21 protein-coding genes and 1 tRNA gene are annotated in these 26,804 nt (G+C 67.7%); 15 read left to right on the forward strand and 7 right to left on the reverse strand.

The genetic code is table 11. The annotated features are described in order from the left end of the window. Positions 1–22 precede the first annotated feature (22 nt). Together RN629_RS11570 and ubiA are read right to left on the reverse strand one after the other, a co-directional pair. The gene (locus RN629_RS11570; RefSeq protein WP_407035350.1) at positions 23–1,333 is read right to left on the reverse strand and encodes an Nramp family divalent metal transporter; all 1,311 of its coding nucleotides are present in this window, start codon (positions 1,331–1,333) and stop codon (positions 23–25) included. Positions 1,334–1,415: 82 nt separating this feature from the next. Next, positions 1,416–2,324, reverse strand: coding sequence for a 4-hydroxybenzoate octaprenyltransferase (ubiA, locus tag RN629_RS11575; protein ID WP_407035351.1), 909 nt, complete (start codon positions 2,322–2,324; stop codon positions 1,416–1,418). Here ubiA and RN629_RS11580 point away from each other — a divergent pair. The 3 genes from RN629_RS11580 (at position 2,323) to RN629_RS11590 (ending at position 4,766) form a co-directional block, all read left to right on the forward strand. Beyond that, positions 2,323–2,562 carry a hypothetical protein gene (locus tag RN629_RS11580; protein ID WP_407035352.1) on the forward strand — a complete coding sequence of 80 codons (240 nt, stop codon included), beginning with the start codon at positions 2,323–2,325 and terminating at the stop codon, positions 2,560–2,562. The two genes, ubiA and RN629_RS11580, sit on opposite strands and share 2 nt — an antisense overlap. A gap of 79 nt (positions 2,563–2,641) precedes the next feature. Next, positions 2,642–3,988 (forward strand): TldD/PmbA family protein, encoded by a 1,347-nt coding sequence (locus RN629_RS11585; protein ID WP_407035353.1) that lies wholly within the window; start codon positions 2,642–2,644, stop codon positions 3,986–3,988. After that, on the forward strand, positions 3,981–4,766 hold the full coding sequence (locus RN629_RS11590; RefSeq protein WP_407035354.1) for a 3'(2'),5'-bisphosphate nucleotidase CysQ: 786 nt from the start codon (positions 3,981–3,983) through the stop codon (positions 4,764–4,766). The genes RN629_RS11585 and RN629_RS11590 overlap by 8 nt, the downstream gene beginning before the upstream one ends. Here the strand turns inward: RN629_RS11590 and RN629_RS11595 are convergent. After that, positions 4,756–5,457 carry an NAD-dependent deacylase gene (locus tag RN629_RS11595; RefSeq protein WP_407035355.1) on the reverse strand — a complete coding sequence of 234 codons (702 nt, stop codon included), beginning with the start codon at positions 5,455–5,457 and terminating at the stop codon, positions 4,756–4,758. The two genes, RN629_RS11590 and RN629_RS11595, sit on opposite strands and share 11 nt — an antisense overlap. 187 nt (positions 5,458–5,644) lie before the next feature. Here RN629_RS11595 and dapB point away from each other — a divergent pair, with 187 nt between their 5' ends. The 7 genes from dapB (at position 5,645) to RN629_RS11630 (ending at position 13,463) form a co-directional block, all read left to right on the forward strand. Continuing rightward, the gene (dapB, locus tag RN629_RS11600) at positions 5,645–6,373 is read left to right on the forward strand and encodes a 4-hydroxy-tetrahydrodipicolinate reductase (protein ID WP_407035356.1); all 729 of its coding nucleotides are present in this window, start codon (positions 5,645–5,647) and stop codon (positions 6,371–6,373) included. Between the two features lie 6 nt (positions 6,374–6,379). Then, positions 6,380–7,045, forward strand: a complete 666-nt coding sequence (nth, locus tag RN629_RS11605; RefSeq protein WP_407035357.1) for an endonuclease III — start codon at positions 6,380–6,382, stop codon at positions 7,043–7,045. 55 nt (positions 7,046–7,100) lie between these two features. After that, a tRNA-Arg gene (locus RN629_RS11610) sits at positions 7,101–7,177 on the forward strand. 346 nt (positions 7,178–7,523) lie between these two features. After that, positions 7,524–8,108: an RNA polymerase sigma factor gene (locus RN629_RS11615; RefSeq protein WP_407035358.1), complete on the forward strand. Its 585-nt coding sequence runs from the start codon at positions 7,524–7,526 to the stop codon at positions 8,106–8,108. A 76-nt stretch (positions 8,109–8,184) separates the two neighbouring features. Beyond that, positions 8,185–9,186 (forward strand): FecR family protein, encoded by a 1,002-nt coding sequence (locus tag RN629_RS11620; RefSeq protein ID WP_407035359.1) that lies wholly within the window; start codon positions 8,185–8,187, stop codon positions 9,184–9,186. 82 nt (positions 9,187–9,268) lie between these two features. Continuing rightward, positions 9,269–12,283, forward strand: coding sequence for a TonB-dependent receptor (locus RN629_RS11625; protein ID WP_407035360.1), 3,015 nt, complete (start codon positions 9,269–9,271; stop codon positions 12,281–12,283). Between the two features lie 52 nt (positions 12,284–12,335). After that, positions 12,336–13,463, forward strand: a complete 1,128-nt coding sequence (locus RN629_RS11630) for a glycerophosphodiester phosphodiesterase family protein (RefSeq protein ID WP_407035361.1) — start codon at positions 12,336–12,338, stop codon at positions 13,461–13,463. Positions 13,464–13,686: 223 nt separating this feature from the next. On the opposite strand, the gene RN629_RS11635 is transcribed toward RN629_RS11630, so the two are convergent. Further along, positions 13,687–16,377 (reverse strand): ribonuclease E/G, encoded by a 2,691-nt coding sequence (locus tag RN629_RS11635; RefSeq protein WP_407035389.1) that lies wholly within the window; start codon positions 16,375–16,377, stop codon positions 13,687–13,689. A gap of 500 nt (positions 16,378–16,877) precedes the next feature. On the opposite strand from RN629_RS11635, the gene RN629_RS11640 reads away from it, so the two are divergent. From RN629_RS11640 to lldD, 5 genes are all read left to right on the forward strand, one after another. After that, positions 16,878–18,119, forward strand: coding sequence for an N-acetylmuramoyl-L-alanine amidase (locus RN629_RS11640; RefSeq protein ID WP_407035362.1), 1,242 nt, complete (start codon positions 16,878–16,880; stop codon positions 18,117–18,119). 557 nt (positions 18,120–18,676) lie between these two features. Next, the gene (gene lldP, locus RN629_RS11645) at positions 18,677–20,335 is read left to right on the forward strand and encodes an L-lactate permease (protein ID WP_407035363.1); all 1,659 of its coding nucleotides are present in this window, start codon (positions 18,677–18,679) and stop codon (positions 20,333–20,335) included. Further along, positions 20,332–20,475: a hypothetical protein gene (locus RN629_RS11650; RefSeq protein ID WP_407035364.1), complete on the forward strand. Its 144-nt coding sequence runs from the start codon at positions 20,332–20,334 to the stop codon at positions 20,473–20,475. Before lldP ends, RN629_RS11650 begins: the two co-directional genes overlap by 4 nt. 2 nt (positions 20,476–20,477) lie before the next feature. Further along, a complete protein-coding gene (locus RN629_RS11655) occupies positions 20,478–21,296 on the forward strand; it encodes an FCD domain-containing protein (RefSeq protein WP_407035365.1) in 819 nt (272 codons plus the stop codon). A 10-nt stretch (positions 21,297–21,306) separates the two neighbouring features. Next, entirely contained in the window at positions 21,307–22,440 is a 1,134-nt protein-coding gene (gene lldD / locus RN629_RS11660) for an FMN-dependent L-lactate dehydrogenase LldD (protein WP_407035366.1), read from the forward strand. 24 nt (positions 22,441–22,464) lie between these two features. Here lldD and RN629_RS11665 read toward each other — a convergent pair whose 3' ends face one another. Genes RN629_RS11665 through RN629_RS11675 form a run of 3 tightly spaced genes read right to left on the reverse strand, consistent with a single transcriptional unit; the run spans position 22,465 to position 26,794 of the window. Next, positions 22,465–24,492 carry a glycoside hydrolase domain-containing protein gene (locus tag RN629_RS11665; RefSeq protein ID WP_407035367.1) on the reverse strand — a complete coding sequence of 676 codons (2,028 nt, stop codon included), beginning with the start codon at positions 24,490–24,492 and terminating at the stop codon, positions 22,465–22,467. Further along, complete coding sequence (locus RN629_RS11670) at positions 24,489–25,622, reverse strand: YdcF family protein (RefSeq protein ID WP_407035368.1); 1,134 nt, start codon at positions 25,620–25,622, stop codon at positions 24,489–24,491. The genes RN629_RS11665 and RN629_RS11670 overlap by 4 nt, the downstream gene beginning before the upstream one ends. Beyond that, positions 25,616–26,794: a Ca2+-dependent phosphoinositide-specific phospholipase C gene (locus RN629_RS11675; protein ID WP_407035369.1), complete on the reverse strand. Its 1,179-nt coding sequence runs from the start codon at positions 26,792–26,794 to the stop codon at positions 25,616–25,618. Before RN629_RS11675 ends, RN629_RS11670 begins: the two co-directional genes overlap by 7 nt. Between the last annotated feature and the right edge of the window lie 10 nt (positions 26,795–26,804).

Raw genomic sequence — 26,804 nt, forward strand, 5'->3', positions numbered from 1 at the left:
GCTTGCGCGCCGGCCGGACCCATCAGCTCGTGACGATGCCCCATAACAGCGTCAGGTTCAGGACGATGATCGCCGCCGCGATCCCCCAGGCGACGATGCGGAGCCATAGCGGGCTGGCAAAGGGGCCCATCATGCCCTTGTTCGCGGTGAAGCGGACCAGCGGGACCACGGCAAAGGGCAGTTGCAGGCTGAGGATCACCTGGCTCAGCACCAGCAATTTGGTCGCGCCCGCCTGTCCGCTCGCGCCGACGACCAGCACGGCGGGAATGATCGCCAGGCTCCGCGTGACGAGTCGCCGCAGCCAGGGCGCGAGTCGCAGGTCGAGAAATCCCTCCATCACGATCTGCCCGGCCAGGGTGCCCGTCACGGTCGAATTCTGGCCCGATGCGAGCAGCGCGATGCCGAACACCATGCTGGCCCCGCCCACGCCGAGCATCGGGGCGAGCAGGCGATAGGCCTGGTCGATCTCGGCGACATCGGTCCTGCCCGCGACATGGAAGGTGGCGGCCGCGACGATCAGGATCGCGGCGTTGATGAAGAAGGCGAAGAACAGCGCCACCGTGCTGTCGATCGTCGCCATGCGGATCGCGTCGCGCTTGCCCTCGGCCGACAGGCCGAAGGCGCGGGTCTGCACCACCGAGGAGTGGAGATAGAGGTTATGCGGCATCACCGTCGCGCCCAGGATGCCGATTGCGATATACAGCATCGCCGGATCGGTGAGGATCCGCATGGACGGCACGAAACCCGCCAGCACCGCGGCCGGATCAGGGCGGGAGGCGAACAGCTCATAGACGAAACAGGCGCCGATGATGAGCAGCAGCGCGATGATGAACGCCTCGATCTTGCGAAAGCCGTAGCGCTGAAGCGCGAGGATCAGGAAGACGTCGAAGCCGGTGATGAGGACGCCCCAGAGGAGCGGCAGGCCGAACAGCAATTGCAGCGCGATGGCGGTGCCGAGCACTTCGGCCAGGTCGCAGGCGATGATCGCGATCTCGCACAGCAGCCACAGGAGGCGCGAGACCGGCCGGGAATAGGCCGCGCGGCACGCCTGCGCCAGGTCGAGCCCGGCGGCGATGCCCAGCCGCGCCGACAGGGCCTGCAGGACCATCGCCATCAGGTTGGACATCAGGATGACCGACAGCAGCGCATAGCCATAGGCCGATCCGCCCGCGATGTCGGTCGCCCAGTTGCCCGGGTCCATATAGCCGACCGCGACCAGATAGCCGGGCCCGGCAAAGGCGAGCAGCCGCCGCAGGAAGGACGCGCCCTCGGGAATCGCGATCGAACGATGGCTTTCGGCGAGCGAGCGGGAGGCGGGCGTGGCGGCGGTCATCGGCCTGACGATGTGACGGAGTTTGGCCGAGGCGACAACCGGCAAAGCGTCGGGATCCAACCTGTTGCGCGGACGGCGAGGGCTATAGCGAGCTGCCCACCACCGCGCAGGCGAGCGCCATCAGCAACCCGGCGAACCGATTGGACCGGAACCGGCGCAGCGCGCCCGCGCCTTCATCGGGATGCAGCGTCACCACCTGCCATGCGAGATGGAGCGCCACCGGGATCAGTGCCGCGATCGCCAGAATGTCCGGTCGCACCAGCCAGATCGCCCCCGCCCAGCACAGTAGCGCCACGACGTAGAATGCGCCGACGCCCGGCTTCACATAGGCGCCCATGCGCAGCGCGGAGGAGCGCACGCCGATCATCGCGTCATCCTCGCGGTCCTGAAGCGCGTAGATCGTGTCATAGCCGATCACCCAGGCGATCGATCCGGCATAGAGCAGCCAGAGCGGGGCGGAGAGGTCGCCCGTCACCTCGGCCCAGCCGACCAGCGCCGCCCAGCTGAACACCATGCCCAGCCACGCCTGCGGCCACCAGGTGATCCGCTTCATGAAGGGATAGGCGGCGACGGGGGCCAGGCTGGCCACCGCCACGATCGCGGCGAGCGGGCGCAACTGGACCAGCACGACCAGCCCGATCAGGCTCAACGCGGCCAGCCAGATCGCGGCCAGCTTCACCGACACCAGCCCGGCCGGGATGGGCCGCGCGCGGGTGCGGGCGACCCGGGCGTCGAGATCGCGATCGACGATGTCGTTGAACACACACCCCGCGCCGCGCATCGCGATCGATCCCAGCAGGAACCAGACCAGCAGGGGCCAGCGATCGGGCAGGCCGCCGCCAAGCGCGATGGCCCAGACGCCGGGCCAGAACAGCAGCCACCAGCCGATCGGACGGTCGAACCGGGCCAGCAGCGCCAGTCCCCGCAGCCGCGGCGGCAATCGCCCGACCAGTCCCTTATGTTCGCTATCGGGTACGATCTCGGTCGTCATGATGCAGGGCCTATGGGGGCAGGGCGTGGCGCGCAAGCCCGTTCGCGGCTATCCTGCCGTCCGTGTCCGTCCAGCCATCCTTCCACGCATGATCGGTTTGTCCGTCGCCTTGGGCCGTTTCGTCGAGGCCTTGTTCTGGGCAATCCTGCGCGTGGCGGGGATGGTGGGGGGCGCGGGCCTGCTGGCGGGGATGGCGCTGGGCGGCCTGTGGTGGTCGATCCGGCGGCGGCGGCGATGACGGCCGTCCGTCGGGCCCTCCCCGGTCGCCGGGGTTGGGGGGCTGGCATCCTCGCAGCGGCGGCTTTAAGCCCGCTGTCATGTTGACTCCCGAACAGGCCCGCGACCGGGCCGCCGATATCGTCGCCCGTGCCCGTGCCGCCGGAGCCGATGCCGCCGACGCCGTCTTCGCGGCCGACGCCGCGCTCGACGTGTCGGTACGGCTGGGCGCGCTGGAGGATGTCGGCCGCTCGGAAAGCGAGGAACTGGGCCTGCGCGTCTTTGTCGGGCGGCGTTCGGCCAGCGTTTCCACCTCGGACCTGTCGGGCGATGCGATGGCGCGCGCGGTCGAGCGTGCGGTCGCGATGGCGCGCGAGGCCCCGGAGGATCGCTGGGCCGGGCTCGCCCCCGCGGAGCGATTGCTGCGCGGTGCGCCGCCGCAGCTCGATCTGGACGATGGTGGCGAGGTCGCGCCCGAAACCCTGCGTGCCGCCGCGCTGGAGGCCGAGGAGGCCGCGCGCGCGGTGCCCGGCGTCACCAATTCGGAGGGCGGCGGCGCGTCGGCCTCGCGCATGGTCATGGCGCTGGCGACCAGCCATGGCTTCGCGGCGGGCTATGCCGCCACCGGCTACAGCGTCTCGGCCAGTGTCGTCGCGGGTGAGGGCGCGGACATGCAGCGCGATTATGCGCATCACGGCGCGCGCCTGCGCCGCCTGCTCGACAGCCCCGCCGCGATCGGTACCCTCGCGGGCGAGCGGGCGGTGGCGCGGCTTCACCCCGGTCGGCTGGCCAGCGGTGGGATGCCGGTCGTCTTCGACCCGCGCGTCGGCTCGTCGCTGGTCGGCCATCTGGTCGCCGCCATCGCGGGCAGCGCGATCACCCGGCGGACCAGCTTCCTGCTCGACCGGCTGGGCGAACGGGTGATGGCGGAGGGGATCCGGGTCGAGGACGATCCCCATCGCCCGCACGGGCTGCGCTCGCGCCCGTTCGACGGCGAAGGACTGGCGGTCTCGCCGACCGCGATCGTCGCGGACGGGGTGCTGGAAACCTGGCTGCTCGAATCCGCCGCCGCCCGGCAGCTGGGGCTGGAGCCGACCGGCCATGCCGCGCGCGGCACCGGCGGCGCGCCCGGTGTGTCGACCAGCAATCTCTACATGGTGGCGGGGCGTGTGCCGGTCGAAACGCTGATCGGCGATATCGCCGACGGCGTCTATGTCACCGAACTGATCGGCAGCGGGGTCAATCCCGTCACCGGCGACTATAGCCGGGGGGCGGCGGGCTTCCGCATCGTTGGCGGACGGATCGCGGAGCCGGTTGCGGAGTTCACCGTGGCAGGCAATCTGAAAGAGATGTTCCTGGCCATGACGCCCGCCAACGATCTGGAATTCCGCTATGGCGTCAATGTGCCCACGCTGCGCATCGACGGGATGACGGTTGCGAGTGGCTGATCTGGTCCCCGCGGTGGTCGCGGCGGCGCGCGAGGCGGCGGCGATGGCGCTTGCCCGCTGGCGCACCGATATCCGCCAATGGGAAAAGGTGCCGGGCAACCCGGTGTGCGAGGTCGATCTGGATGTCGACCGGATGCTTCACGCGCGCCTCCACGCGCTGATCCCCGATGCGGGCTGGCTGTCCGAGGAGACGGCGGACAAGCCCGACCGGCTGGCCGCGCGGCGCGTCTGGGTCGTCGATCCGATCGATGGCACGCGCGATTATATTCGCGGGCGCGAGGGCTGGGCGGTCTCGGTCGCGCTGGTCGAGGACGGGCGGCCGGTGATCGGCGTGCTGGCGGCCCCGGCGCGCGGCGAGCTGTGGCTGGCCGAGGCGGGCGGCGGCGCAACGCGCAACGCGCGCACGCTGTGCGCGGGGATCCGTCACGCCATGCCGGGCGCGCGGGTGCCGGTCGATGCGCTGCCCAAGGCGGACCGCGATCTGGTCGCGGTGTTCAAGCCCAACTCGATCGCGTTGCGCATCGCCATGGTCGCGGCGGACGAGGCCGATCTGGTCGCAACGCTGCGCTGGGGCAATGAGTGGGACATCGCGGCGGCGGCGCTGATCGCGTCCGAAGCGGGGGCGGGGGTCACCGATGCGCTGGGCCAGCCCTTGCTCTTCAACAAGCCCGATCCGCGCGCCTTTGGCGTGCTGGTCACGGCGCAGGGCCTCCAGGCGGCGGCGCTCGGGCGCCTCGCCCCGCGCGCCCGCGAGGTGATCGTGCCGGTCAGCGGCTGAGTATCCCCTCCACCCAGTCGGGCACCAGGATCCCGGCCGGGCCCAGCCGGCTTTCGTCGAACCAGCCGCTGCCCTCCGACCGGTCGAGATTCAGCTCCAGCGTCGCCGCGCCGTACGCGCTCGCCATCCGCACGAACCCCGCCGCCGGATAGACCGCGCCCGACGTGCCGATCGACACGAACAGATCGGCGTGCGCCAGCGCCGCCTCGATCCGGTCCATCTCATAGGGAATCTCGCCGAAGAACACGATGTCGGGGCGCAGTGCGGGCGCACCGCAGGCGGGGCAGGGGGTGGCGGGCGGCAGCGCCCCGGACCATGCATGCCGCGCTCCGCAATCCGCGCACAGGGCCCGCTGCAACGCGCCATGCATATGCAGCAACCGCGTCGCCCCCGCCCGCTCGTGCAGATCGTCGACATTCTGCGTCACGATCAGCAATTCGCCCGTCCATGCCCGGTCCAGCCGCGCCAGCGCCCGGTGCGCGGCATTGGGCGCGACATCGGCCAGCCCGGCCCGTCGCAGGTCATAGAATCGGTGGACCAGCTCCGGGTCTGCCGCGAGTGCCCCGGGCGTGCAGACATCCTCGACCCGGTGCCCCTCCCACAGGCCGCCGGGGCCGCGAAAGGTCGCGATGCCGGACTCGGCGGAGATGCCCGCGCCGGTCAGGATGACGATGTTGGGCGGGGTCGTCATGGCGGTGGCGTCACTCCGATGCGTCGGTCCGGCTGTGGCGCAGGGCGATGTCCGCGTAAACCTCTGGCGGCGCAAGCCCATGCCGATATCGGCGCGCGACCGGTGCGGGCGGTTTCCTCGGGCGGACAGCTGTGTCAAGGAGCGCTCCCATGACGACTATCACCTTCTATCAGGGACAGGACGCCGCATGACCGCGATCGGGATTTACGGCAGCGCCGGACGCATGGGGCGCGCCATTGCCGAGATGATCCAGGATGAAGGTGCGGTGCTCGCCGGGGGATGCGATTCGCAGGACGATCCCGCCGCGCTGGCGGCCCGGGCGGATGTGCTGGTCGACTTTTCGATCGCGGGGGCGCTGGACGCGCATCTGGCGGCGGCGCGCGTGGCGCGAACCCCCATCGTGATCGGTACCACCGGCCTGTCGGTGGCGCAACATGCCGCGATCGACGCGGCTGCCGCGGACATTGCGGTGCTGCAGACCGGCAACACCTCGCTCGGCATCACGCTGCTCGCCAATCTGGTGCGCGAGGCGGCGGCGCGGCTGGGCCCGGAATGGGATATCGAGGTGGTCGAGATGCATCACCGGCACAAGGTCGATGCGCCCTCGGGCACCGCCTTGCTGCTCGGCGAGGCGGCGGCGGCGGGGCGCGGGCATGAACTGTCCGAGCTGCGTGTCGACGGCCGCGCCGGGCTGGTCGGCGCGCGGACCGAGGGGACGATCGGGCTGGCGGCGCTGCGCGGTGGATCGGTGGCGGGCGACCATGAGGTGATCTTCGCGGGCGAGGGGGAGCGGCTGACGCTTGGCCATTTCGCGCAGGACCGCTCGATCTTCGCGCGCGGGGCGGTGCGCGCGGCATTGTGGCTGGCGGGGCGGACACCGGGCCGCTACCGCATGGGCGACGTGCTGGGCCTGTAAGCGCGCATGAAAAAGGCCGATATCGTCCAGTTCTACCACCGGCTCGCGGAGGCCAATCCGCATCCCGAGACCGAGCTGGAGTTCCGCAATCCCTATACGCTCGTCGTCGCGGTGGCGCTGTCGGCGCAGGCGACCGATATCGGGGTGAACAAGGCCACCCGCGCGCTGTTCGCAGAGGTCGACACGCCGCAAAAGATGCTCGCACTGGGCGAAGAGGGGCTCAAGCAGCACATCAAGACGATCGGCCTGTTCAACACCAAGGCCAGGAACGTCATCGCGCTCTCGCAGATGCTGGTCGACGATTTTGGCGGCGAGGTGCCCGCCGATCGCGCGGCGCTGGAGCGGCTGCCCGGCGTCGGGCGCAAGACCGCCAATGTCGTCCTCAACGTCGCCTTCGGGCAGGAGACCTTCGCGGTCGATACGCATATCTTCCGCGTGTGCAACCGCACCGGCCTCGCCAAGGGCAAGACGGTGCTGGCGGTCGAACTCAGGCTGGACAAGGCGACGCCCGCGCCCTTCCGCGTCCATGCGCACCACTGGCTGATCCTGCACGGTCGCTATATCTGCAAGGCGCGGCGCCCTGAATGCTGGCGCTGTCCGGTCGAGGATCTGTGCGCCTATCGCCCCAAAACCCCGGCCCCGGCGGGAAAAGCGACCGCAATCGCCGCCTGACCCGGAAAAAAGGGCTGGCGCGACCCCGTAGCCTTTGCTAGTCGCCTGCCTCCACGCACCCGTAGCTCAGCTGGATAGAGCGCTGCCCTCCGAAGGCAGAGGCCACTGGTTCGAATCCAGTCGGGTGCACCAATTCTCTTTCATGGCCGGGCCAATCCCCTGCAATCCCGACGGGGAAAGATGGTCCGTGGTTCGAAGACGGGTCCGGTGCTGGCCTGTTTCGGTATCGCATGGCGATGCGGTGACCCTGATGCCTGTCGGTACAGGTTGTGCCTGATCCTTCGGCAAGGTGCGATGACCGCGCGGCTTGTCGGGTCCAGCCGCGTCGCAATCATCCTGCTGGAGCACATCTCTTGGGGGCAGCGGATTTCGGGCGCGCGACAGAGGCCGGTCGCCTCGCGGCGGCGATCATGACGGAAGTCGTCAAGCTGCTGCAACAATAGCCTCGTAACGGCCCGACAATCTTGAGGCCACTCGCTTGTCGATCATCCGTCCTATCGATGTCTGGTTCGTGGAGCAGGTGCTACCCCATGAGCGCCATCTCCTCGCCGTGGCGACCCGGATATGTCCCAGCCCGGAAGAGGCCCATGACCTCGTCCAGGACGTGCTGATGCGCATGCTGACGATGGCGGACTGGGCCAGCATCAACAATCCGCTTGGGTTCATGCGGCGCATGATCCGCAACGCTGCGATCGATCGCCTGCGGCGTGCCAAGATCGTCGATTTCCAGTCGCTGGCCGAAATCGAACATGTCGATATCGTGGACGATGCTCCTGATCAGCACCGCGTGGTCGAGGATCGCGATACGCTGCGTCGGCTGTTCCTGGCGATCGAGGCGTTGCCGGAGCGATATCGGGTCGCCTTTCTCCGATGCCGTGTCGACGGTGTGTCACCGCGCGCCATCGCGCTTGAGCTTGATGTCAGCCTGTCCACGCTCGAAAAGCGTCTCGCCCGCGCGGTCGCCTTGCTGACCGAAGCGATGTCGGCGGGGCAGGGCGATTCGATCGACGCGGCTTTCGAGCTTTGGACCGAGCGTCGCCGCATCGGAAACAGGCCGCATTGACGATCGGGGTCATCCGAATTGGCGGTTCGGCAGTCTTCATCCGTCATATCAACATATATCCGGGTGAAGGATCATAGTGCCTGACGAGTCCGATCACGACGATGCAAGCGACCGCGCGCTGCGCGAGGCGGCGACGTGGCTGGCCCGGCAGCGTGTCGGTCGTCTCGACGAGGCGGCCTTCGTCAAGTGGCGGGATGGCAGCCCCGCCAACGCGCTGGCGTTTTGCCGCGTCGTCGCGCTGTGGCGCACCGAGGTCGACGCGATCGAGCGACCCGTCCTGTCCGCGCGGCGTTCGCCCATCGGCCTTTTGTCGCGCCGGAGCGTCGTTCGGGCGGGCGCGGTGGCCGGCGTGGCTGCGATGGTGATGGGGGGCGCATTCGTTGCGCCCGCTTATGCCTGGCACAGTGCGACGACCGGCGTTGGCGAGAGCCGGCGCATCCTGCTGTCGGATGGCAGCGCCGTCGAGTTGAACACCGATTCCCGCGTGTCATGGCGTTTTTCGTCGGGGGAGCGGACATTCTGGCTGGAGCAGGGCGAAGTCTGCCTGAACCTGCGCGACGGCGCCGTGGCGATGGTCAGGGGCGGGGCCAGTCCCATTGCGTTGTCGCCCGGGCTGTTCAACCTGCGCAAGCGCCGCGACGCGCTGGAATTGCTCATTGTGGACGGGCGGGCCGATGTCTTGGGCGAGCATCCGCGCCGCGCGATCGCGGCGAACAGAGCGGCGGCGCAGGCCGTATCGGTATCGGACCGGACGGTTACCGCCCGCATGGCGGATACGGATCAGGTCGCGGTCAGCACCGCCTGGCGCGACCATGCCGTCCTGTTTCAGGAGGTGCCGCTGCGTAACGCGGTCGAGGATTATAATCGCTATCTTTCGCGAAAGATCGTCATTGCCGACCACGATCTTGCCGATACGCTGGTCGGGGGACGGTTCGAAAGCAACGACCCAACCGCCTTTCTGGAGGCCATCGCGATCGGTCTGAACGTTCACGTACGGACGACCGACAGCGGCTATTTTCTGACGCGCGGTCCGGTATCCAATGGCAACAAATCTTTCTTGAAGAATTATTCCGGTTAAATTCGTATAAGATTGGCGGTTTCCGTATTCCCAACCGTCATACCAATGACGATGCCATAGTCGTTGATGCTCTGGGGGAATTATGATCGGCCGTTATGCTGTGGCGTTGCTTGCAACGTCAGTGTTCTGTGCGCCTGCAATTCATGCGAAGTCTTCCTATTCTGACAATGATCGGAATTTCTCTATCCCGGCGCAACCGCTGGCCCGCGCGCTGACCAGCTTCGGCCAGCAGGCCGGGCGGCAGATATTTTTTCCGGCGGATTCGATCCGGGGCCTTCAGTCGCCGCGCGTGCAAGGCCGGATGTCGGCGCGGGCGGCCCTGGCGCTGTTGCTGAACGGGAGCGGGCTGACCGTTCGCCGCGATGATGGTCGCACCATCGTTCTGGGCCTTGCCGGACCGGCGCCGGTCGTCCAGTCGGACCCGCCGGCCGGCGGCCCGCATTACGAGGCGGCCCATGACATCGTCGTCACCGGGTCCGCACCGCTGGAAGAAGAAAAGGCCCTGGCCTGGAAGCGCCAGCAGGTCGGCACCAATGCGGTCATGTCGGGCGAAACCATTGCGCGCCGTCCCGGCGGCAATATCGTGGACATTCTCGCCGTGCTGCCCGGCGTCGCGGCCTATGCCGACATGGGCCTTGGCCAGGCGGCCACCGGCGAGGCGGAGTTTATCTCGATCCGCGGATTGGATTCCAGCTTCAACGAATATTCGATCAACGGCATGCGTGTCCCGCAGGCCGATCCCTATACTCGCGCGCTGTCGCTCAAGATGATCGCGCCCTATGGCCTGCGATCCGCGACGGTCGCCAAGACTCCGACCGCGGCCGATTATGGCAGTTCGATCGGGGGTACGGTCGATATTGCGACGCCCACCGGATTTCAGTTCGGCGACAACTATCTCCGCGTGACGGGGGGCGGCAATTTCGCGGGCCGTGCCAACCATCTCGGCTTTCCCGCCTTTGGCGGCGTCGGACAGATCGAAGTCGGCAAGCTCTTCGGAACGGCGCAGAAGGTCGGTCTTTACGCGACGGGCTATTATGAAGAACGGCGGTCTGCCGCCGAAGCCACCGAGGCGCTTCGTTATATTCCGGCGACCCCGACTTCGGCGCGCGACGATCTCGTCGCCATGGGCATCAAGTATGACATGTATAATTCGGTCATCAAGCGCTATGGCGGCAACGCTTCGATCGACTTCCACGGCGATGATGGAGTGACCGCCTTCGTCCGCGGCTCCTATGGCCGGTATGAAGTCTCCTCGATCGATGTCCAGCACAGCGTGACGAGCGCCTTGCTGCAGTTGGTCGGGGCCGCGCCCTTCTACAATAACGGCCAATATAATCCGCTGGGAACGCTTGCGGGCAGCTATTTTCAGGCACGCGACCAGCGCTCGACGCTGGCGACCGTGCAGGCCGGAGCCGACATGGCGTTCACCGATCGCGTCACGCTGTCCGCCCGTGCGTCCTATGGCTATGCGGATCAGCGACGTCCCAATTATGTCGAGGGCAGCCTGTATAGCGGGCTCGGCCTGGCGCTGGACAGCAACGGCCAGCCCATCGCCGGGGTTCGCATCGATACGTCCAATCCGGCGGCGGTGCGGCTCGACTTCGCCGACGCTGCCCAGCGCCAGGCCGTGCTCAGCCCGCAATCGGTCCGCGTCTGGAAATTCCAGGGGCGTGACGTGAGCTCCGATGATCGCATGTATGGCATGCGCGCCGATCTCGGCTGGCGGGGCGATGGCGTCGTCCGCAAGCTGACGACCGGCATCGACCTGAACGTGTCGGACCGTACCCAATATGACCGCGGCCTGCTCGGCAATGATGGCGACAATTTCGTCATTGCCGATGCGGCGGGCGGCCGCCCCAATCTCTTCAACGGGCAGGGGCCGACCGCCGCCGCACTGCCGGGCCGGACGATCTCGTTCATGGGGGGCAATTACCCCGACTTCCGCTTCTATGACCGGTCCTATTTCGAAAAGGCGATCCTGCCCTACGCCTATTCCGACCAGTTCACGCCCAACGGCACACCGAATCCCGGAGCGTATACGCAGAACGACTATAATCGGAACACGGTCTTCGGCACCGAGACGGTGCTGGGCGGCTATGTCCAGGCAGAATTGCAGCTTGGCAAGCTCCAGGCGGTCGGCGGCGTCCGCTATGAATCGACCGACTTCGCCGCGAGCCACTGGTTGCGCGCGCAGAACAGCGGCCATTTTGTGCGAGACGGCAATCGCTATGGCGAGTGGCTGCCCAGCCTGAACCTGACCTATCGGCCGACGGATCAACTGATCCTGCGGGCCGCGGCGCGGCGCAGCTTTGCGCGCCCGGCCTTCGCCCTGATCGCCGGACCCGAGACCTATGGCTATAACGACCTGACCGGAGCCTTGCAGAGCGTCAGTCGCGCCAATCCCGATCTGAAGCCGGTCACCGCCACCAGCTTCGACGCCAACATCGAATGGTATCCCGATCGCAGCGCCGTGATCGAGGCGGGCGGCTTCTACAAGAAGCTTTCGAACTTCATCTTCACGGCGAGCGCGACCGGTAGTGGCCCGGGCGGCATAACTGCGGCCGACGTCGTCAACGGGATCACCTATACGATGCCGATGAACGGCCGCGACGCGGACGTCTATGGGCTGGAACTGCACGGTCGCAAGCAATTCTGGGAACTGGGTCCGGTGCTCGGCGGCTTCGGGGTGGAAGGCTCGCTGACGCTTCAGGACAGCAAGGCCGATCCGGGGGTCACCGGCCGCGGCAAGACCGAACTGCCGCGCGCGGCCAAGCTTATCTACAACGCCGAACTCTTCTACGAACGCCCGCATCTGTCGGCGCGCCTCGCCTGGCAATATGTCGGACGGCAGTTGCTCAGCCTGAACGACCAGCTCGACAATTATCTCCAGCCGATCCGCCAGCTCAACGTGAACGCGACCTATACGCTGGGGCGTTGGTCGCTGTCGGGCCAGGTCCAGAACCTGCTCAACAACTATAGCTTCTACAAGACCATGGGCACCTCCACCCGCTATCTCGGAACACAGGATGGGGGCGGCAACGGGTCCTATGTCGAAACCGGCCGGTTCTACAAAACCACGCTGTCCTATCGCTTCTGAACGATCGGCAGGGGCTTTGGCCCCTGCCACCCCCCTGACAAGGAACAGGCCAATGATCGAGACCGACCGTCGTGCAATGCTCAAGGCCATGGTCGCCGGTGCCTCGGCGGCGGCCGCCGCACCGCTCGTGGCGGCGAAGCCGGGCACGTCCCGGGCCATCCGGGTGATCGGCCACCGGGGTGCTTGTGCGCTGCGGCCCGAACACACGCTGGCCTCCTATGCCAAGGCGATCGCCGATGGCGCCGACTATATCGAACCCGACCTGATGCCCTCCAGGGACGGCGTTCTGATGGCCTTGCATGAGCCCGACCTGGGCAAGGTCACCGATGTCGCGGCGCATCCCGAATTCGCGGACCGCCGCAAGGCGGTGACGATCGGCGGGCATCGGCTCGAGGGCTGGTTCATCACCGACTTCACCTTTGCCGAATTGAAGACGTTGCGGCTGAAGGAGCGCATTCCCGACATTCGTCCCGGCAACACGCGCTATGACGGCATGTTTCAGATGGTCAGCTTCGATGAGATCGTCGATTTCGTCGCGGCCGAAGCCACGGCGCGAGGGTATCCGATCGGCATCGCCCCGGAACTGAAGGCGCCGACGATCTTCGCCTCGGTCGGGCTGCCGGTCGAGGATCGCTTCGTCGCGGCCGTCGCCGCGCATCGCTACCTCGCCCAGGCTCCGCTCATCGTGCAATGTTTCGAGATCGCCACCCTGAAGCGGATGCGGGCCCATTTTGCGCGCGGTGGGTCCGTGCAATTGATGCAACTGATTGACGATGCGCCGATGATCCCCCTTGATGTCGCGTCTGCGGGCGGAACGACGCGCTATGCGGATATGATGACGGGCGAGGGGCTGAAGCGTGTCGCGGACTATGCCGACATCGTCGCGCCCGATATTCGCGCCCTCATCCCCTTGCGCCCCGACGGCCGGCTGGGGGATCCCAGCCCATCCATCGGTTGGGCCAAATCCGCGGGCCTGATCGTCGGTGGCTATGAGTTCCGTCCCGAAAACCGCTTCCTCGCGGCGAATTTTCGGGATCGGGCCGGGCCCGATGCGCGCAATCCCGGTGGATCCATCGCCGAGATCCACGCTTATCTGAGGGCGGGCATGGACCAGTTCTTCACTGACGATCCCGGTATCGGCCGACGCGCGGTCGATACCTATCGCGGCGGTCGCGCCTAGTCCTGGACGTATCGCCGTCGGCGATGTCGAGCGGAGGGGGCGACGCGAAGCCTATCCCTTTGAGGCGCAGGAGGTCGTTGTCCGGATCGCCGCTTTCGCTAGCGTGGGAACGGGGCCGTGATGGGAAGATGGCCGGGGCGATCGTTTCCGCCCGCCCCTAACGAAAAACGCCCTCCTTCTCGTTTGGAGAAGGAGGGCGTTTTCCATCTGGCCGATCGGGCGATCAGGCGCCGAAGGTGCGTTGCCACCAACCGCGACGCGGGGCTTCGGCCGTCGCATCGCCCGTAGCCTCCTCGACGGTCGCGGCTTCCGGCTGGGCCGGGGTCTCGACAGGCGCTTCCTCGGCGACCGGCTCGGCCACGACCTTGGGCGCGGCCTTTTTGCGGGTGCGCTTCGGCTTGACCGGAGCGGGTTCCGCCTCGGCGACAACGGGCGCTTCCTCGGCGACCGGCTCCGCTACTACCTTGGGTGCGGCCTTTTTGCGGGTGCGCTTCGGCTTGACCGGAGCGGCTTCCGCCTCGCCCTCGGGGGCGGGGGCCGGCGCTTCGACGGCGGGAGCCTCCGCGACCACCGGCTCGACCACCGGCGTCTCGGTCGCCTCCGTTACCGCCGGGGCGACCTTGCGGGCGCGCGGACGGCGGCGGGTCTTTGGCGCTTCGACGGCTTCGGCTTCGGCCTCCGCCACTGCCAGCGGCGTGGTCACCGGCGCGGCATCGCCCGCTTCGATCGGCTCGGCCACGGGCAGCGGCGTTTCGGCGGCGTGATCGTCACCCGCCTCGACGACGACCGGCTCGGCCGACGCCTCGCCAGCTTCCTGCGCGTCGCCCTCGCCGCGACGACCGCCGCGCCGCCCGCGCCGCCCGCGCCGGCGGCGACCGCCTTCGCGCGGTTCGCCCTGCTCGGCGCCTTCGGCGTCCGCCGATCCGGCATTCTCGTCCTCGACATTTTCGTCGGTGTCCGCGTCGCCGTCGGCATCCTCGAATTCGCCCTCTTCGGTCGAATCCTCGGCCTGCTCGCCACCTTCGGCCCCGCCACGGTTGCGACGGCCGCGACGACGGCGGCGGCGCTTGCGGCCACCCCCTTCGCCATCCTCGCGCGGTTCGCGGGCCTGGGCGGCTTCGGTCGCATCCTCCTCGACCACCTCGTCGTCCTCGTCCTCGACCTCGTCGATCAGATCGTCCTCATCCTCCTCGACGGGCAGGAGCATGTCGATCTTGGGCGCATAGGCGGGCGGCGGGCCGGACGCCTCGACCGTCATGCGCGCGCCCTCTTCCTCGCGATCGGGGATGATCTCGACCGTCACGCCATAGCGATCCTCGATCTCGGCAATGTCCGCGCGCTTGCGGTTGAGGACATAGATCGCCGCTTCCTGGCTGGCGCGCAGCGTCAGGATCGAGCCGCGTCCGCGTGCAGCCTCGTCCTCGATCAGGCGCAGCGCCGACAGGCCCGACGACGAGGCGGTGCGGACCAGCCCGGTGCCCTCGCAATGCGGGCAGGGGCGGGTGGAGGCTTCGAGCACGCCGGTGCGCAGCCGCTGGCGGCTCATTTCCATCAGGCCGAAGGACGAGATACGGCCGACCTGGATGCGGGCGCGATCGTTCTTCAGCGCCTCCTTCATCGCCTTCTCGACCTTTCGGACATTGGAGTTGTTGTCCATGTCGATAAAGTCGATGACGACCAGACCCGCCATGTCGCGCAGGCGAAGCTGGCGCGCGATTTCCTGCGCGGCTTCCAGGTTCGTTGCGGTCGCGGTCTGCTCGATATTATGCTCGCGCGTCGAACGGCCCGAGTTGATGTCGATCGACACCAGCGCCTCGGTCGGGTTGATGACCAGATAGCCACCCGATTTGAGCTGCACGACCGGATTGTACATCGCGGCGAGCTGATCCTCGACATGCGCGCGCTGGAAGAGCGGCACCGCGTCGGCATACTGCTTCACCCGGCGGGCGTGCGCGGGCATCAGCAGGCGCATGAAGTCCTTGGCCTGGCGATAGCCTTCCTCGCCCTCGACGATCACTTCCTCGATCTCGCGATTATAGATGTCGCGGATCGCGCGTTTGATGAGGTCGCTGTCGCCATAGATCAGCGCGGGCGCCGAGGAGTGCAGCGTCTTTTCGCGGATGCCGTCCCACAGACGCGCCAGATAGTCGAAGTCGCGCTTGATCTCGGTCTTGGTGCGCTGGAGCCCGGCGGTGCGGACGATGCAGCCCATGGTCGAGGGGAGCTGCATGTCGGCCATGATCGACTTCAGCCGCTTGCGATCGGCGGCGTTCGAAATCTTGCGGCTGATCCCGCCGCCATGCGAGGTGTTGGGCATCAGCACGCAATAGCGGCCCGCCAGCGACAGATAGGTGGTCAGCGCCGCGCCCTTGTTGCCGCGCTCTTCCTTGACGATCTGGACCAGCAGCACCTGACGGCGATGGATGACGTCCTGGATCTTGTAGCGGCGACGCAGATTCTGGCGACGCTGGCGCAGCGCCTCGACCTGATCGTCGTTGACGGTCGACTTCCTCGAGCGCGGACCGGCCTCGCCATCCTCGTCGTCATGATGGTCGTCGGCGTGATCGCCGTCTTCATCACGATCGTCGTGATCGTCATCATCGTCCAGTTCGGCGCGCAGCGCGGCTTCCTCGGCGGCGTGTTCAGCCTCTTCGCGGAGCAGCGCTTCGCGATCCTCCTTGGGGATCTGGTAATAATCCGGGTGGATCTCGGAAAAGGCCAGGAAACCATGCCGGTTGCCGCCGTAATCGACGAACGCCGCCTGCAGCGACGGTTCGACGCGGGTCACCTTGGCGAGGTAGATATTGCCCTTGAGCTGCTTGCGCTCGGCCGATTCGAAGTCGAATTCCTCGATCCGGTTACCCTTGATGACGGCCACACGGGTTTCTTCCCGGTGGCGTGCGTCGATCAGCATACGCGTGGTCATTATGAAGTCTCCACGCGCGCGCCGGGCCCTGTGGCAGCCGTCGCGCGCGGTAAATAGGAAGGGCGGCGGCGCGGGGCGCCGAACCGCTGGAAAGAACGGGATGCGTGTCGGCCGCAGCCGCAGCATCGGCAACGAGGCCGATGCGGACCCACGACACCGCGATCCCACCGGCACGGGCCGGTCGGTCTGCGGGGTGGATCATATGCGTCATGCGAGCGTCAACCTGATTGGCCCTGGCGCGAGACAAAGTCGCGTTCCCGGCCCTTTGATGGATGGCCCCGCCCCGATCGTTGGGAGAGGTGATCGGGGCCGGGGTCCACAGGATTGCTAGCACCGTCGGAACGTTTGCGCAACAGGCGGGCTCTTGCCGCCCAACCGGCAAAAAATTGCCTAATGGACGGTTAATCAATCCTTGCAACACACTCGTGACGCGGCCCGCCCTACGCCCGGATGTCGATCTCCCGGATCGCCTACAAGGGTTGGAGGACATGGCTTTTCGCTGGACCAGCCGCAGGTCGGCGCGGCATGAACGCCGCATCGTGCTGATGCTGCTCACGTTCCTGTTGGGGGTGTTCGCCCCGGTCACCGCGCTGGCCGCCACGGTGCAGAAGCTGGTGGTGCGCGGCGCGCAGGTCATCATCCGGTTCGATTCGCCGGTGAAGCGCGCGCGTAGCGTGATGCTGGCCGAGCCGCGCCGCGTGGCGGTCGACGTGATCGGCGCGTCGCCGGGCGCGGGCGTGGCGACCCTGCCCGATGGGCCGGTGCGTGAATTGATCCAGCGCCGGGTGGCGCCGGGCGTGACCCGGCTGACGCTGCAACTGGCGCAGGACGCGGTGCTGTTCGATGGCGGCTTCGATGACGAAGGGCGGCAACTGACCCTGACGCTCAAGCCGTTGGACAAGGAGTATCGCGAGGCCGGTTTCGCCGGCCCGCTCGACATCTTTCCGTTCCATTTTGGCAAGCGCGCACCCTATACTTTGTCCGTGGCCGTTCCCGCGCCGACCCGCGCGCTGCCGCTCCCGCGCGTGAAGGGGGCGGATAACCGGCCGCTGGTGGTGATCGATGCGGGCCATGGCGGCGTCGATCCGGGTGCGATCAATCCGCAGACGGGGTTGCGCGAGAAGGACGTCACGCTGGCCATCGCGAAGCAGATCCGCGACACGCTGGTCGCCAGCGGCCGGGTGCGCGCGGCGCTGACCCGCGAGGATGATCGCTACATCCTTCACCGCGAACGCTATAATATCGCGCGGCGGCTGCACGCCGATCTGTTCATCTCGATCCATTGCGACAGCGCGGGTACCGACGAAGCGCGTGGCGCGACCGCCTATACCCTGTCCGATGTCGCGTCGGACAAGGAAGCGGCTCGACTGGCGGCGCGCGAGAACAAGGCGGACGTGATCGCGGGCGTCGATCTGGGCGGCAACAGCGAGGTGTCTTCGATCCTGATCGACCTGACCCAGCGCGAGACGATGAACGATTCGGCCAGTTTCGCCCGGCTGCTCGGCCGCGAGGCGCAACCGCTGATCCCGGTCAAACCCGCCTTTCACCGCATGGCCTCGCTGATGGTGCTGAAGGCCCCGGACATGCCGTCGATCCTGTTCGAGACGGGCTATATCTCGAACATGGAGGACGCCGCGTTCCTCAACAGCAGGGACGGGCAGGAGCGGATCGCCCAGGCCGTGCTGCGCGCGGTTGAGGTGCATTTCGCGCGGCGGATGGCATCGCGATAGGGGGAGGGCTTTTCGGCTTTCGGTGCCCGTGATTGGCGGGGCGGCCTTCCCTCGGGCGCGTTGAGGTCGGCCGAGCGCGCGCGTCTGCTGCCCGTCATCGCCGACTGGAACGGCCTCTTCGTTTCTTCGGCACAGTGACTTGAGGATGTCCCGATCCTCAAGCTCTACCCGCGCCGGCTGGCGTGCTTTCGCGCGGTCGAGCAATTTCGGTCTCTCGATTGCCACCGCCTGACCGCGGTCCAGGCGCAATGAGCCGAACCCCATGCAAATCGGTTGCCGAGCCCGGCGATGCCGGTGTCGGCTTTCCGTCAATCCTGGCCATTGTTGATGGGACAGTCAGCGCCGATGGCGTGCGCCGAGCAGTTTCTGCGGCGAACCTCTGCTGCAGCTCGATCGCCGAAAATGGTAGTACCAAAACATGTCGATGCGTCGGACCTTGGGGCAGGGAAGGTGCAAAATTGGAAACTTGGTGCGACCAATTGACTTTTTCCGACGAGGAGGAGCAAAGGGACCCATCGAGTCGATAATTTGGTACTACCAAAAAAAGAGGGATGGGGATGCGTTGGAGCCAAGTCTATGATCCGCTCGGCAATCTATGGTTGTCGAGCCTGGTCGCCGCGATTCCGATTCTCTTCTTCTTCGTGGCGCTTACCCGCCTGAAGCTGAAGGGCTATGTCGCCGGCACCGTGACCGTCCTGCTGGCGCTGGCCGTTGCGATCGGACTCTATGGCATGCCCGTGCGCATGGCGCTGGCATCGGCGGTGTTCGGCTTTTTCTACGGGTTGTGGCCGATCGCCTGGATCATCATCGGCGCGGTCTTCCTCTACAGGATATCGGTCGAGACCGGGCAGTTCGAGATCATCCGGCGGTCCATCCTGTCGGTGACCGAGGATCAGCGGTTGCAATTGCTGCTGGTCGGCTTTGCCTTTGGTGCGTTTCTGGAAGGGGCGGCGGGCTTTGGCGCGCCGGTGGCGATCACCGCCTCGCTGCTGGTGGGACTGGGCTTTCGGCCGCTTTATGCCGCGGGGCTTTGCCTGATCGCCAACACCGCGCCGGTGGCGTTCGGCGCGATGGGCATTCCGATCATCGTCGCCGGGCAGGTCACCGGCATCGACCCGTTCCATATCGGACAGATGGCAGGGCGGCAGTTGCCCCTGCTGTCGATGCTGGTGCCGTTCTGGCTGATCCTCATCATGGACGGCGTGCGCGGCGTGCGCGAGACCTGGCCCGCCATCCTGGTGGCGGGTGGCTCCTTCGCGATCGTCCAGTTCTTCACCGCCAATTATGTCGGCCCCGAACTGCCCGACATCACGGCGGCGCTGGCCACGCTGATCGCGCTGCCCATCTTCCTGCGCTTCTGGAGGCCGCGTCGGATCTTCCGCTTCGAGACCGCCGAGGGCGCGGCGGCGCAACCTTCCCAGACCCCGCCGGTCGAGGCCTGCACGCCCGGACAGATCGCCCGTGCCTGGTCGCCCTTCCTGATCCTGACCGCGTTCGTCACGGTGTGGAGCATCGCGCCGTTCAAGGCTTTGTTCGCCAAGGACGGGCCGCTGGCGCCTATGGTCGTGCATATCGGCGTGCCGTTCCTGGACGGTCAGGTGCTGAAGCTGCCGCCGATCACGAAGGCGATCACGCCCTTCGCCGCCGATTACAAGTTCGACTGGTTCTCCACGACCGGCACCGCGATCCTGTTCGCGGCGATCGTGACCATCCTGTTCCTGGGGATGCGCCCGGCCAAGGCGGTCGCGACCTTTGCCGACACGGTCAATGGGTTGCTGATCCCGATCTACTCGATCGGCATGGTCCTGGCTTTCGCCTTCATCGCCAATTATTCCGGGCTGTCGGCGACCCTGGCGCTCATGCTGGCGCAGACCGGCCACGGCTTCACCTTCTTCTCGCCCTTTCTCGGCTGGCTCGGGGTGTTCCTGACCGGGTCGGATACTTCGGCTAACGCGCTGTTCTCGTCATTGCAGGCGGCGACCGCGCATCAGATCGGGGTGAGCGACGTCCTGCTGGTCGCGGTCAACACCACCGGCGGCGTGACCGGCAAGATGATCTCGCCCCAGTCGATCGCCATCGCCTGCGCCGCGGTCGGACTGGTGGGTCGGGAATCGGACCTGTTCCGCTTCACCGTCAAGCACAGCCTGGCGCTGGCGGCGCTGGTCGGCGTCATCACGACGATCCAGGCCTATCTGCTGCCATGGATGATCCCATGAGCCGCGTGGGGAACTGGATGGTGACGGTTCCGGCGGAGCCGATGGCCGGACTTGCGCTTCGGCATGGCATCGACGTGGCCGAACGCGGCGATGCTGACGGATCCGATCGGCAGCAACGGACAGTAAAGCAAGGATTTTGACGATGGCAACGCACTCCGCCACCCGTCCGCAGAGAGTCACCGACCGGATCGAGCAGGCCGTGGAGGCGCTGATTGCCGAACGCGGGCTGGCGATCGGGGAACGCCTGCCGTCGGAGCGGGCGCTGGCCGAGATGCTGGGGGCGTCGCGTAACAGCCTGCGCGAGGCGCTGATGCGGCTCGGTGAGCGCGGGCGGATCACCCTGCGCAAGGGCGGCAACATCATCGCCGCGCCGCCCAGCGTCCGGATGGAGGGTGGCGGGGGCGTTCCCAGCCAATGGGCGCAGGCGACCATCGCCCAGCCGCTGGCGCCGGTCGTCGCCGCCAATCCGGGGTTCGGCCATGACGTGATGGAGGTGCGTCACGCGCTGGAAGGACAGGCCGCCTATTACGCGGCCCTGCGCGCCCGCCCGGAGGACCTGGACCATATTCGGCGACGGTTCGACGCGATGGCCGAGCGGCACGGCGACGGCGACGCGGCCGAGGAGGCGCGGTGCGACGCGGCCTTTCACCTGGCCATCGCCGATGCCTCGCACAATGCGGTGCTACGTTCGGTCATGTCGAGCATGTTCGGGCTGATGCAGGCCAGCATCTCGCAGAGCCTGGACAAGCTTTATACCGTGCCGCGCACGTTCGAGCGGCTGTCCGAACAGCATGAACTGTTGCTCGGTGCGATCGTCGCGGGCGACGCCGACACCGCGCGGCGCGCTTCGGACGATCACCTCGCCTTCGTCGCGCAGACGGTGAAGGCGATCGACGAGGACGAAGCCCGCCGCAACCGCGCCAGCGCCGTCCATACCCCTTCTTTGCCCGCAGAGGATTGAGTGAGCCGCCATGATTATTTCCGCTACCACCGATTATCGTGAAGCCGCGCGGCGGCGGCTGCCGCCCTTCCTGTTCCATTACATCGACGGCGGCGCCTATGCCGAGCACACGCTGCGCCGCAATGTCCAGGACCTGTCCGACGTGGCGTTGCGCCAGCGGGTATTGCGCGACGTCGCGTCGCTGAGCCTGGAGACCGAGCTGTTCGGCAGGCGGATGGCCATGCCGGTGGCGCTGAGCCCGGTCGGGCTGACCGGCATGTATGCGCGGCGCGGCGAGGTGCAGGCGGCGCGCGCGGCGGCGGCGAAGGGCATTCCCTTCACCCTGTCGACCGTGTCGGTGTGCCCGATCAAGGAGGTGCAGGAGGCGTCCAGCGCGCCGATCTGGTTCCAGCTTTACGTGCTGAAGGATCGCGGCTTCATGCGCGACGCGCTGGAACGGGCGCAGGCGGCGGGGGTGAAGACGTTGATCTTCACCGTCGACATGCCCGTGCCGGGCGCCCGCTATCGCGACGCGCATTCGGGCATGTCGGGCCCCAATGCGAAGGTGCGGCGCTTCGCGCAGGCGGCGGTGCATCCCAATTGGGCCTGGAATGTCGGCCTGTGGGGGCGTCCGCACGACCTGGGCAACATCTCCACCTATCGCGGCAAGCCGACCAAGCTGGAGAATTATATCGGCTGGCTGGGTGACAATTTCGACCCCTCCATCTCCTGGCGCGACCTGGAATGGATTCGCGATTTCTGGAAGGGCTCGATGGTCATCAAGGGCATTCTCGATCCCGAGGACGCGCGCGATGCGGTGCGGTTCGGCGCGGACGGGATCGTCGTGTCCAACCATGGTGGGCGTCAGCTCGACGGGGTGCTGTCGACCACCCGTGCGCTGCCCCCCATCGCCGATGCGGTGAAGGGCGAACTGAAGATCCTGGTCGATTCGGGCATCCGCTCGGGGCTCGACGTCGTGCGGATGCTGGCGCTGGGCGCGGACATGACGCTGATCGGCCGCGCCTACATCTATGCGCTGGCCGCCGCCGGGGAAGCCGGGGTCGCCAATCTCCTCTCGCTGATGGAAAGCGAGATGCGCGTTGCGATGGCGCTGACCGGCGTGAAGTCGGTCGCCGAGCTGGATCGGTCGGCGCTGGTGATCTGAGCAGACCGGGCGGTATCCCGTGGGTTACCGCCCGGTTTCGACCCGCAGGGTGCCGCCCCGGGCGATCAGGTCATGCGCCAGCCATGGTCCCTCGATCGCCCGGCCGTTCCATGTCACCGCCCGGATCCGTCCGTCGACCGGCCCGGCGCGCCGGATGGTCAGCGTCTTGCCGCCGGAGAGCGCGATCCGCGCGCGCTCGACCAGCGGTACGCCGATCGCATAGCGCGGGCGGCCCGGTGTCAGCGGATAGAGGCCCAGCGCGCCAAAGACATACCAGCCGGTCATCGACCCGGCATCGTCGTCCATACCGTCGGCAAAGCCCTGCGGTGCCAGCGCGAAGCTTCGCCCGTGAAACGGCACGTCGCGCTTGCCCGCATTGGTATAGGGATGGTCGATCGGCCGGGTCATGATCCGGTGGACCAGCGCGGCGGTGCGATCCCGCTCGCCCAGCCCGGCATAGAGCCAGGGTGCCTGCATGTCGGGCTGGTTGGTCATGTTGAACAGCCCGTCGGCGAAGAAGCGATCCAGTTCCGCCAGGAACCGCGGCTTGCCCAGCGTCGCGACCATCCAGTCGAGATCGAAGACCGGGGCCCAGCGATACTGCCACAAAGTGCCCTGGTACAGGCCGCGCGCCTTCACCACATCGGCATCGGTGCCCATCGTCTCGAACACCGAGCGCCAAAGCGGGCGATAGGATAGCGCGCGGGCGCGGAACCGGTCGGCCATCGCCCTCTCGCCCAGATCGCTCGCCAGTTCCGCCACGGCCCAGTCGTCATAGGCCGCCTCGATCCGCTGGTCGGGCGTGTCGCGTTGCAGCGTAGCGCTCTCGGCCGCCATGGCCGCCAGCGCGGCACGCGCATCGAAGCCGGTGATCCCCTTGCGCCGGAAATCGAGCAGCGCGATCCCCGCATGTTCGGTGCGCACCGTCAGGAAAGGCTCGGTCGGCGTCGACCAGCGGCGCTTGCCTTCGCCATAAAGCGCGACCAGCGAGCGGGCGATATCGGCGGACCGTGCCGGGTCGAGCAACGCCAGCAATGGCAATTGGGTGCGGTAATTGTCCCATAGCGCCCAGCTCGTATAGCGGGCCCGGCCGGGGGCGGAGCGGTGGATCTGGCCGTCGCTGCCCCGATAACGCCCATCGGGATCGGTGATCGCGACCGGGGTCTGCATCACCCGGAACAGCGCGGTATAGACCAGTGCCCGAGTCTCGCGCGGCGCGGTGATGGCGACATGGCCCAACGCCTGTCGCCACGCCATGCGGGCGCGTGCGAGGATCGCGGCGAAAGGCCGCTCGCCCAGTTCGGCGATCCGCACCTGGGCGGCGGCGGCGCTGTCGACCGAGGACAGGCCGGTGCGGACCTCGACCACCGCGCCGGGGCGCAGCGTCAGGGCGAAGGTGGCGGCATTACCCTCCAGCACGGCGTCGCGGCGCAGCGGCTGGCCGTCCACGGTGATCCGGCTGGCGCTGTAGAGGCGATAGACGCCCGCATCGCACACCGTACCCGCGGTCATCGCCGCGCGCAGATCGTCGCCGCGCCGCGTCACCCACTCGGTCGCCAGCCGCTTGGTATAGCCGTGCCCGGCATCCAGCCGCAGCGTATAGGCTCCGGCGCGCGGCACGGTCAGCCGCAACACGCCCCCGCCGCGCGTCGCGGTCATGTCCGCCGCGATCCCGTCGGCATAGCGGACGGCGTAGCGGCCCGGGCTCGCGCGTTCGTGATGCTTGTCGATCGGCGCGCCGCCGGTCATCCCGGCGGGCAGCAACGCGATCATGAGATCGCCGCCGCCCCCGCCGCATCCCACGCCGACCGCCCGCGTATGCGAAAAGCCGAGCAGGCGTGGTGCGGCATAATTGTAACCCGCATGATTGGCGGGATCGGTATCCGGTCCCAGCTGGACCATGCCGAACGGCGCGACGGCGGCGGGCGAGAGCTGCCCGAAATCGGCCAGCGTTCCGACGAACGGATCGACGAGGTCGATCGGCGCCGCCCTGGTCTGCGCCGCGACGGGGGCGGCGCAGGCCAGGGCAAGCGGGACGACCGCTGCCCTCACGGGTCGAGCGGATCGCGCGGGTCGATCGCGAGCGAGGCGGGCGAGGATGTGAAGGGCAGCGCGGTCGGCGACACCCGCGCGCCCAGCACACCGGGTTGATACCCTAGTTCCTCGGCGTTGCGCGCGGCGAAGGGCGTCCCCTCGATATAGGCGCTCTGCCAGCGATCGGTGACGATCAGCGCGGGCTTGGCGGCCGGGGCGCGCATCGCATCCAGCAGCCGCGCGGCGTTGCGCAAATTGGTGGTGGTGTGGCGGGCATAGGGTTCCAGCACCACGCGCTCCGCCGGAATGCCGAACCGCTCGATCAGCGCGCGGCGCATCTCGACCGCTTCGTTATACGGGGTGCGATCGGGGTGGACGTTGCCGCCGGACACGATGATGAACGGCGCGTCGCCGGCGCGGAACCGCGCCGCCGCCAGCGCGAGGCGCAGCTTGCCGCCCGCACTCAGCGCGACCTTGGCGTCATCCGGTCCGGCACCGGGCACGATCAGCGCGCTATAGGGCGCCTTGCTCCAGTCGGTCCGGTGCGCGGCGGCGAAGGCGGCGGCATTCTCCGCCGGCCCGAACCGGATCGCCTCGTCACGGTCGTTGAGGTCGAGCAGGCCGACCGCGAAGCGCAAGGGCGCGGTGATGGCTTCGGGCTCGGTCCCTGCCGTCACGGTGTCGAGCGTGGCGATCAGCGCGGGAAATTCGGGGGCGGCGGGATCGAGCGCCATCGCATCGATCCTGGGATAACGCGGCGGCTCGCCCTTGCCATAGACGGCGACGATCCGGTTGATCGCCGCCGCTTCGCGCCGCCACGCCCCCTTGTCGGCGACGGGCGCCAGCCGGTTCAGCGCGGTATCGATCGTGGCGATCTCCGCGTCGGTCAGGCTGTGCCGGTCGAGCAGACAGGCGGGCATGGGGGTGCAACTTTCCGACAGCCGCGCGCGCCGTGCCTGTGCCAGACGGCGCAGCATGGGGTCGGCGGCCAGCGCGGCGCGATGCGCGGCGATACGCTGCGCCAGCCCCGGAAAGAGCCGGGTTTCGAGCTGCGTGCTCACCCGGTCCTGCGGCGCGGCGGCGGGGGTAGGGGTGGTGGGGGCAGGGGCGGCGGCGATCATCGCGATCGGAATCAGCATCTTCAGCATTTCGCCGTCTCTCCATTGCAGCGCCAGCCTGTCTGAAAGGGCGGCAGGTGATAGCCATTGCCATGGACATTGGGCGCGCTGAGATAATCGGTCGAGACGATTTGCGCGCCCGAGGCGAGCGCCGCGTCGCGCCGCCGCCCGTCATTGGCGCGCGCATCCGCCGTGTCGATATCGGCGCGGGTGCGGACCAGATAGCCGCGCTTCACCGCCTCGCGAATCTCGGCGCGCCGGGTCAGCGCATTGTCGAACATCTGAAACGCGGTGTGTGGCATGCCGGGCTTGCCCTGCACGAACGCCATGCGTCCCTCCAGCGAGCGATGCCCGTCCAGATAGGGCGCGAAGGCCGGGAAATTCATCCCCGGCACTAGGAACAGGAACAGGAACTTGCCGCGTGCCTGTGCCAGCGTCGGCCAGTGCCGTGCCAGCACGGCGGCCTCCAGGGTCGGGGCATCGCCGCGCACATCGTCGGGCGTCACCACCCGTTCGTGGCCGAGCAGTTCGGTGATGGTCGCATCGACCTCGGCAAAGGCGGCGGCGTCGAACGGAGCGGTCGCGATCGCGCCGCTCCCCATCAGCTTGGGCTCCAGCAGGACGAAGACCGGCGAATGGCCGGGATTGGCGTCCGACCATTGGCGCAACAGCGTCAGGCAGGACCGAAAGGTCGGGCATTGGCTGCGGAAATCGAAATCCGCGACGTGGAAGACCTTCAGCCCCGGCTGGCGCAACTCGCGCTCGTAGATGGGCAGCAGGTCGCGCGCGCCTTTGGCGGCCAGCGCGCGATAGGGGGCGGGGTCGGCATAGAGCCCGCCCTTGGGATCGGGTTGCAGGTCCAGCTCGATGCTGCGCACGCCGCTCTGCAACTGTGCCTCGATCGGCTGCTGGATATAGCCGAAGCCCTGGATCGGGTCGGTCAGCGTGCCGGGATGCTCGTCGAGCATCGCCGCGCGCTGTTCCGGCGTCATCCGGCTCGTCATCGTCTCGGCCATGCGGCGCAATTGCGGCGCGGCCAGCGCCAGCACCCGCGCGTCGATCGGCAGCGCATAGCTGTTATGCGTGCCGACGACCTGGATCTGGTTGATCCGCAGCCGTTCCGCCGGATCGTCGGCGGCACCGGACAAAAGGGGTGCGGCGAGGGCCAGAGCCCCCGCCGCGGCGATCGTGCGCGACAGCATCCCCATCGTT

The organism is Facivitalis istanbulensis, assembly GCF_040560405.1.
Classification (GTDB): domain Bacteria; phylum Pseudomonadota; class Alphaproteobacteria; order Sphingomonadales; family Sphingomonadaceae; genus Sphingomonas; species Sphingomonas istanbulensis.

Coding starts and splice junctions, on each gene's coding strand:
- RN629_RS11650 (WP_407035364.1), top strand. CDS start 20,332: ATGAGCCGCGTGGGGAACTGGATGGTGACGGTTCCGGCGGAGCCGATG.
- RN629_RS11570 (WP_407035350.1), bottom strand. CDS start 1,333: ATGACCGCCGCCACGCCCGCCTCCCGCTCGCTCGCCGAAAGCCATCGT.
- RN629_RS11625 (WP_407035360.1), top strand. CDS start 9,269: ATGATCGGCCGTTATGCTGTGGCGTTGCTTGCAACGTCAGTGTTCTGT.
- RN629_RS11675 (WP_407035369.1), bottom strand. CDS start 26,794: ATGCTGTCGCGCACGATCGCCGCGGCGGGGGCTCTGGCCCTCGCCGCA.
- RN629_RS11580 (WP_407035352.1), top strand. CDS start 2,323: ATGATGCAGGGCCTATGGGGGCAGGGCGTGGCGCGCAAGCCCGTTCGC.
- nth (WP_407035357.1), top strand. CDS start 6,380: ATGAAAAAGGCCGATATCGTCCAGTTCTACCACCGGCTCGCGGAGGCC.
- RN629_RS11640 (WP_407035362.1), top strand. CDS start 16,878: ATGGCTTTTCGCTGGACCAGCCGCAGGTCGGCGCGGCATGAACGCCGC.
- RN629_RS11585 (WP_407035353.1), top strand. CDS start 2,642: ATGTTGACTCCCGAACAGGCCCGCGACCGGGCCGCCGATATCGTCGCC.
- RN629_RS11630 (WP_407035361.1), top strand. CDS start 12,336: ATGATCGAGACCGACCGTCGTGCAATGCTCAAGGCCATGGTCGCCGGT.
- dapB (WP_407035356.1), top strand. CDS start 5,645: ATGACCGCGATCGGGATTTACGGCAGCGCCGGACGCATGGGGCGCGCC.
- RN629_RS11670 (WP_407035368.1), bottom strand. CDS start 25,622: ATGCTGAAGATGCTGATTCCGATCGCGATGATCGCCGCCGCCCCTGCC.
- RN629_RS11655 (WP_407035365.1), top strand. CDS start 20,478: ATGGCAACGCACTCCGCCACCCGTCCGCAGAGAGTCACCGACCGGATC.
- lldD (WP_407035366.1), top strand. CDS start 21,307: ATGATTATTTCCGCTACCACCGATTATCGTGAAGCCGCGCGGCGGCGG.
- ubiA (WP_407035351.1), bottom strand. CDS start 2,324: ATGACGACCGAGATCGTACCCGATAGCGAACATAAGGGACTGGTCGGG.
- lldP (WP_407035363.1), top strand. CDS start 18,677: ATGCGTTGGAGCCAAGTCTATGATCCGCTCGGCAATCTATGGTTGTCG.
- RN629_RS11635 (WP_407035389.1), bottom strand. CDS start 16,377: ATGCTGATCGACGCACGCCACCGGGAAGAAACCCGTGTGGCCGTCATC.
- RN629_RS11595 (WP_407035355.1), bottom strand. CDS start 5,457: ATGACGACCCCGCCCAACATCGTCATCCTGACCGGCGCGGGCATCTCC.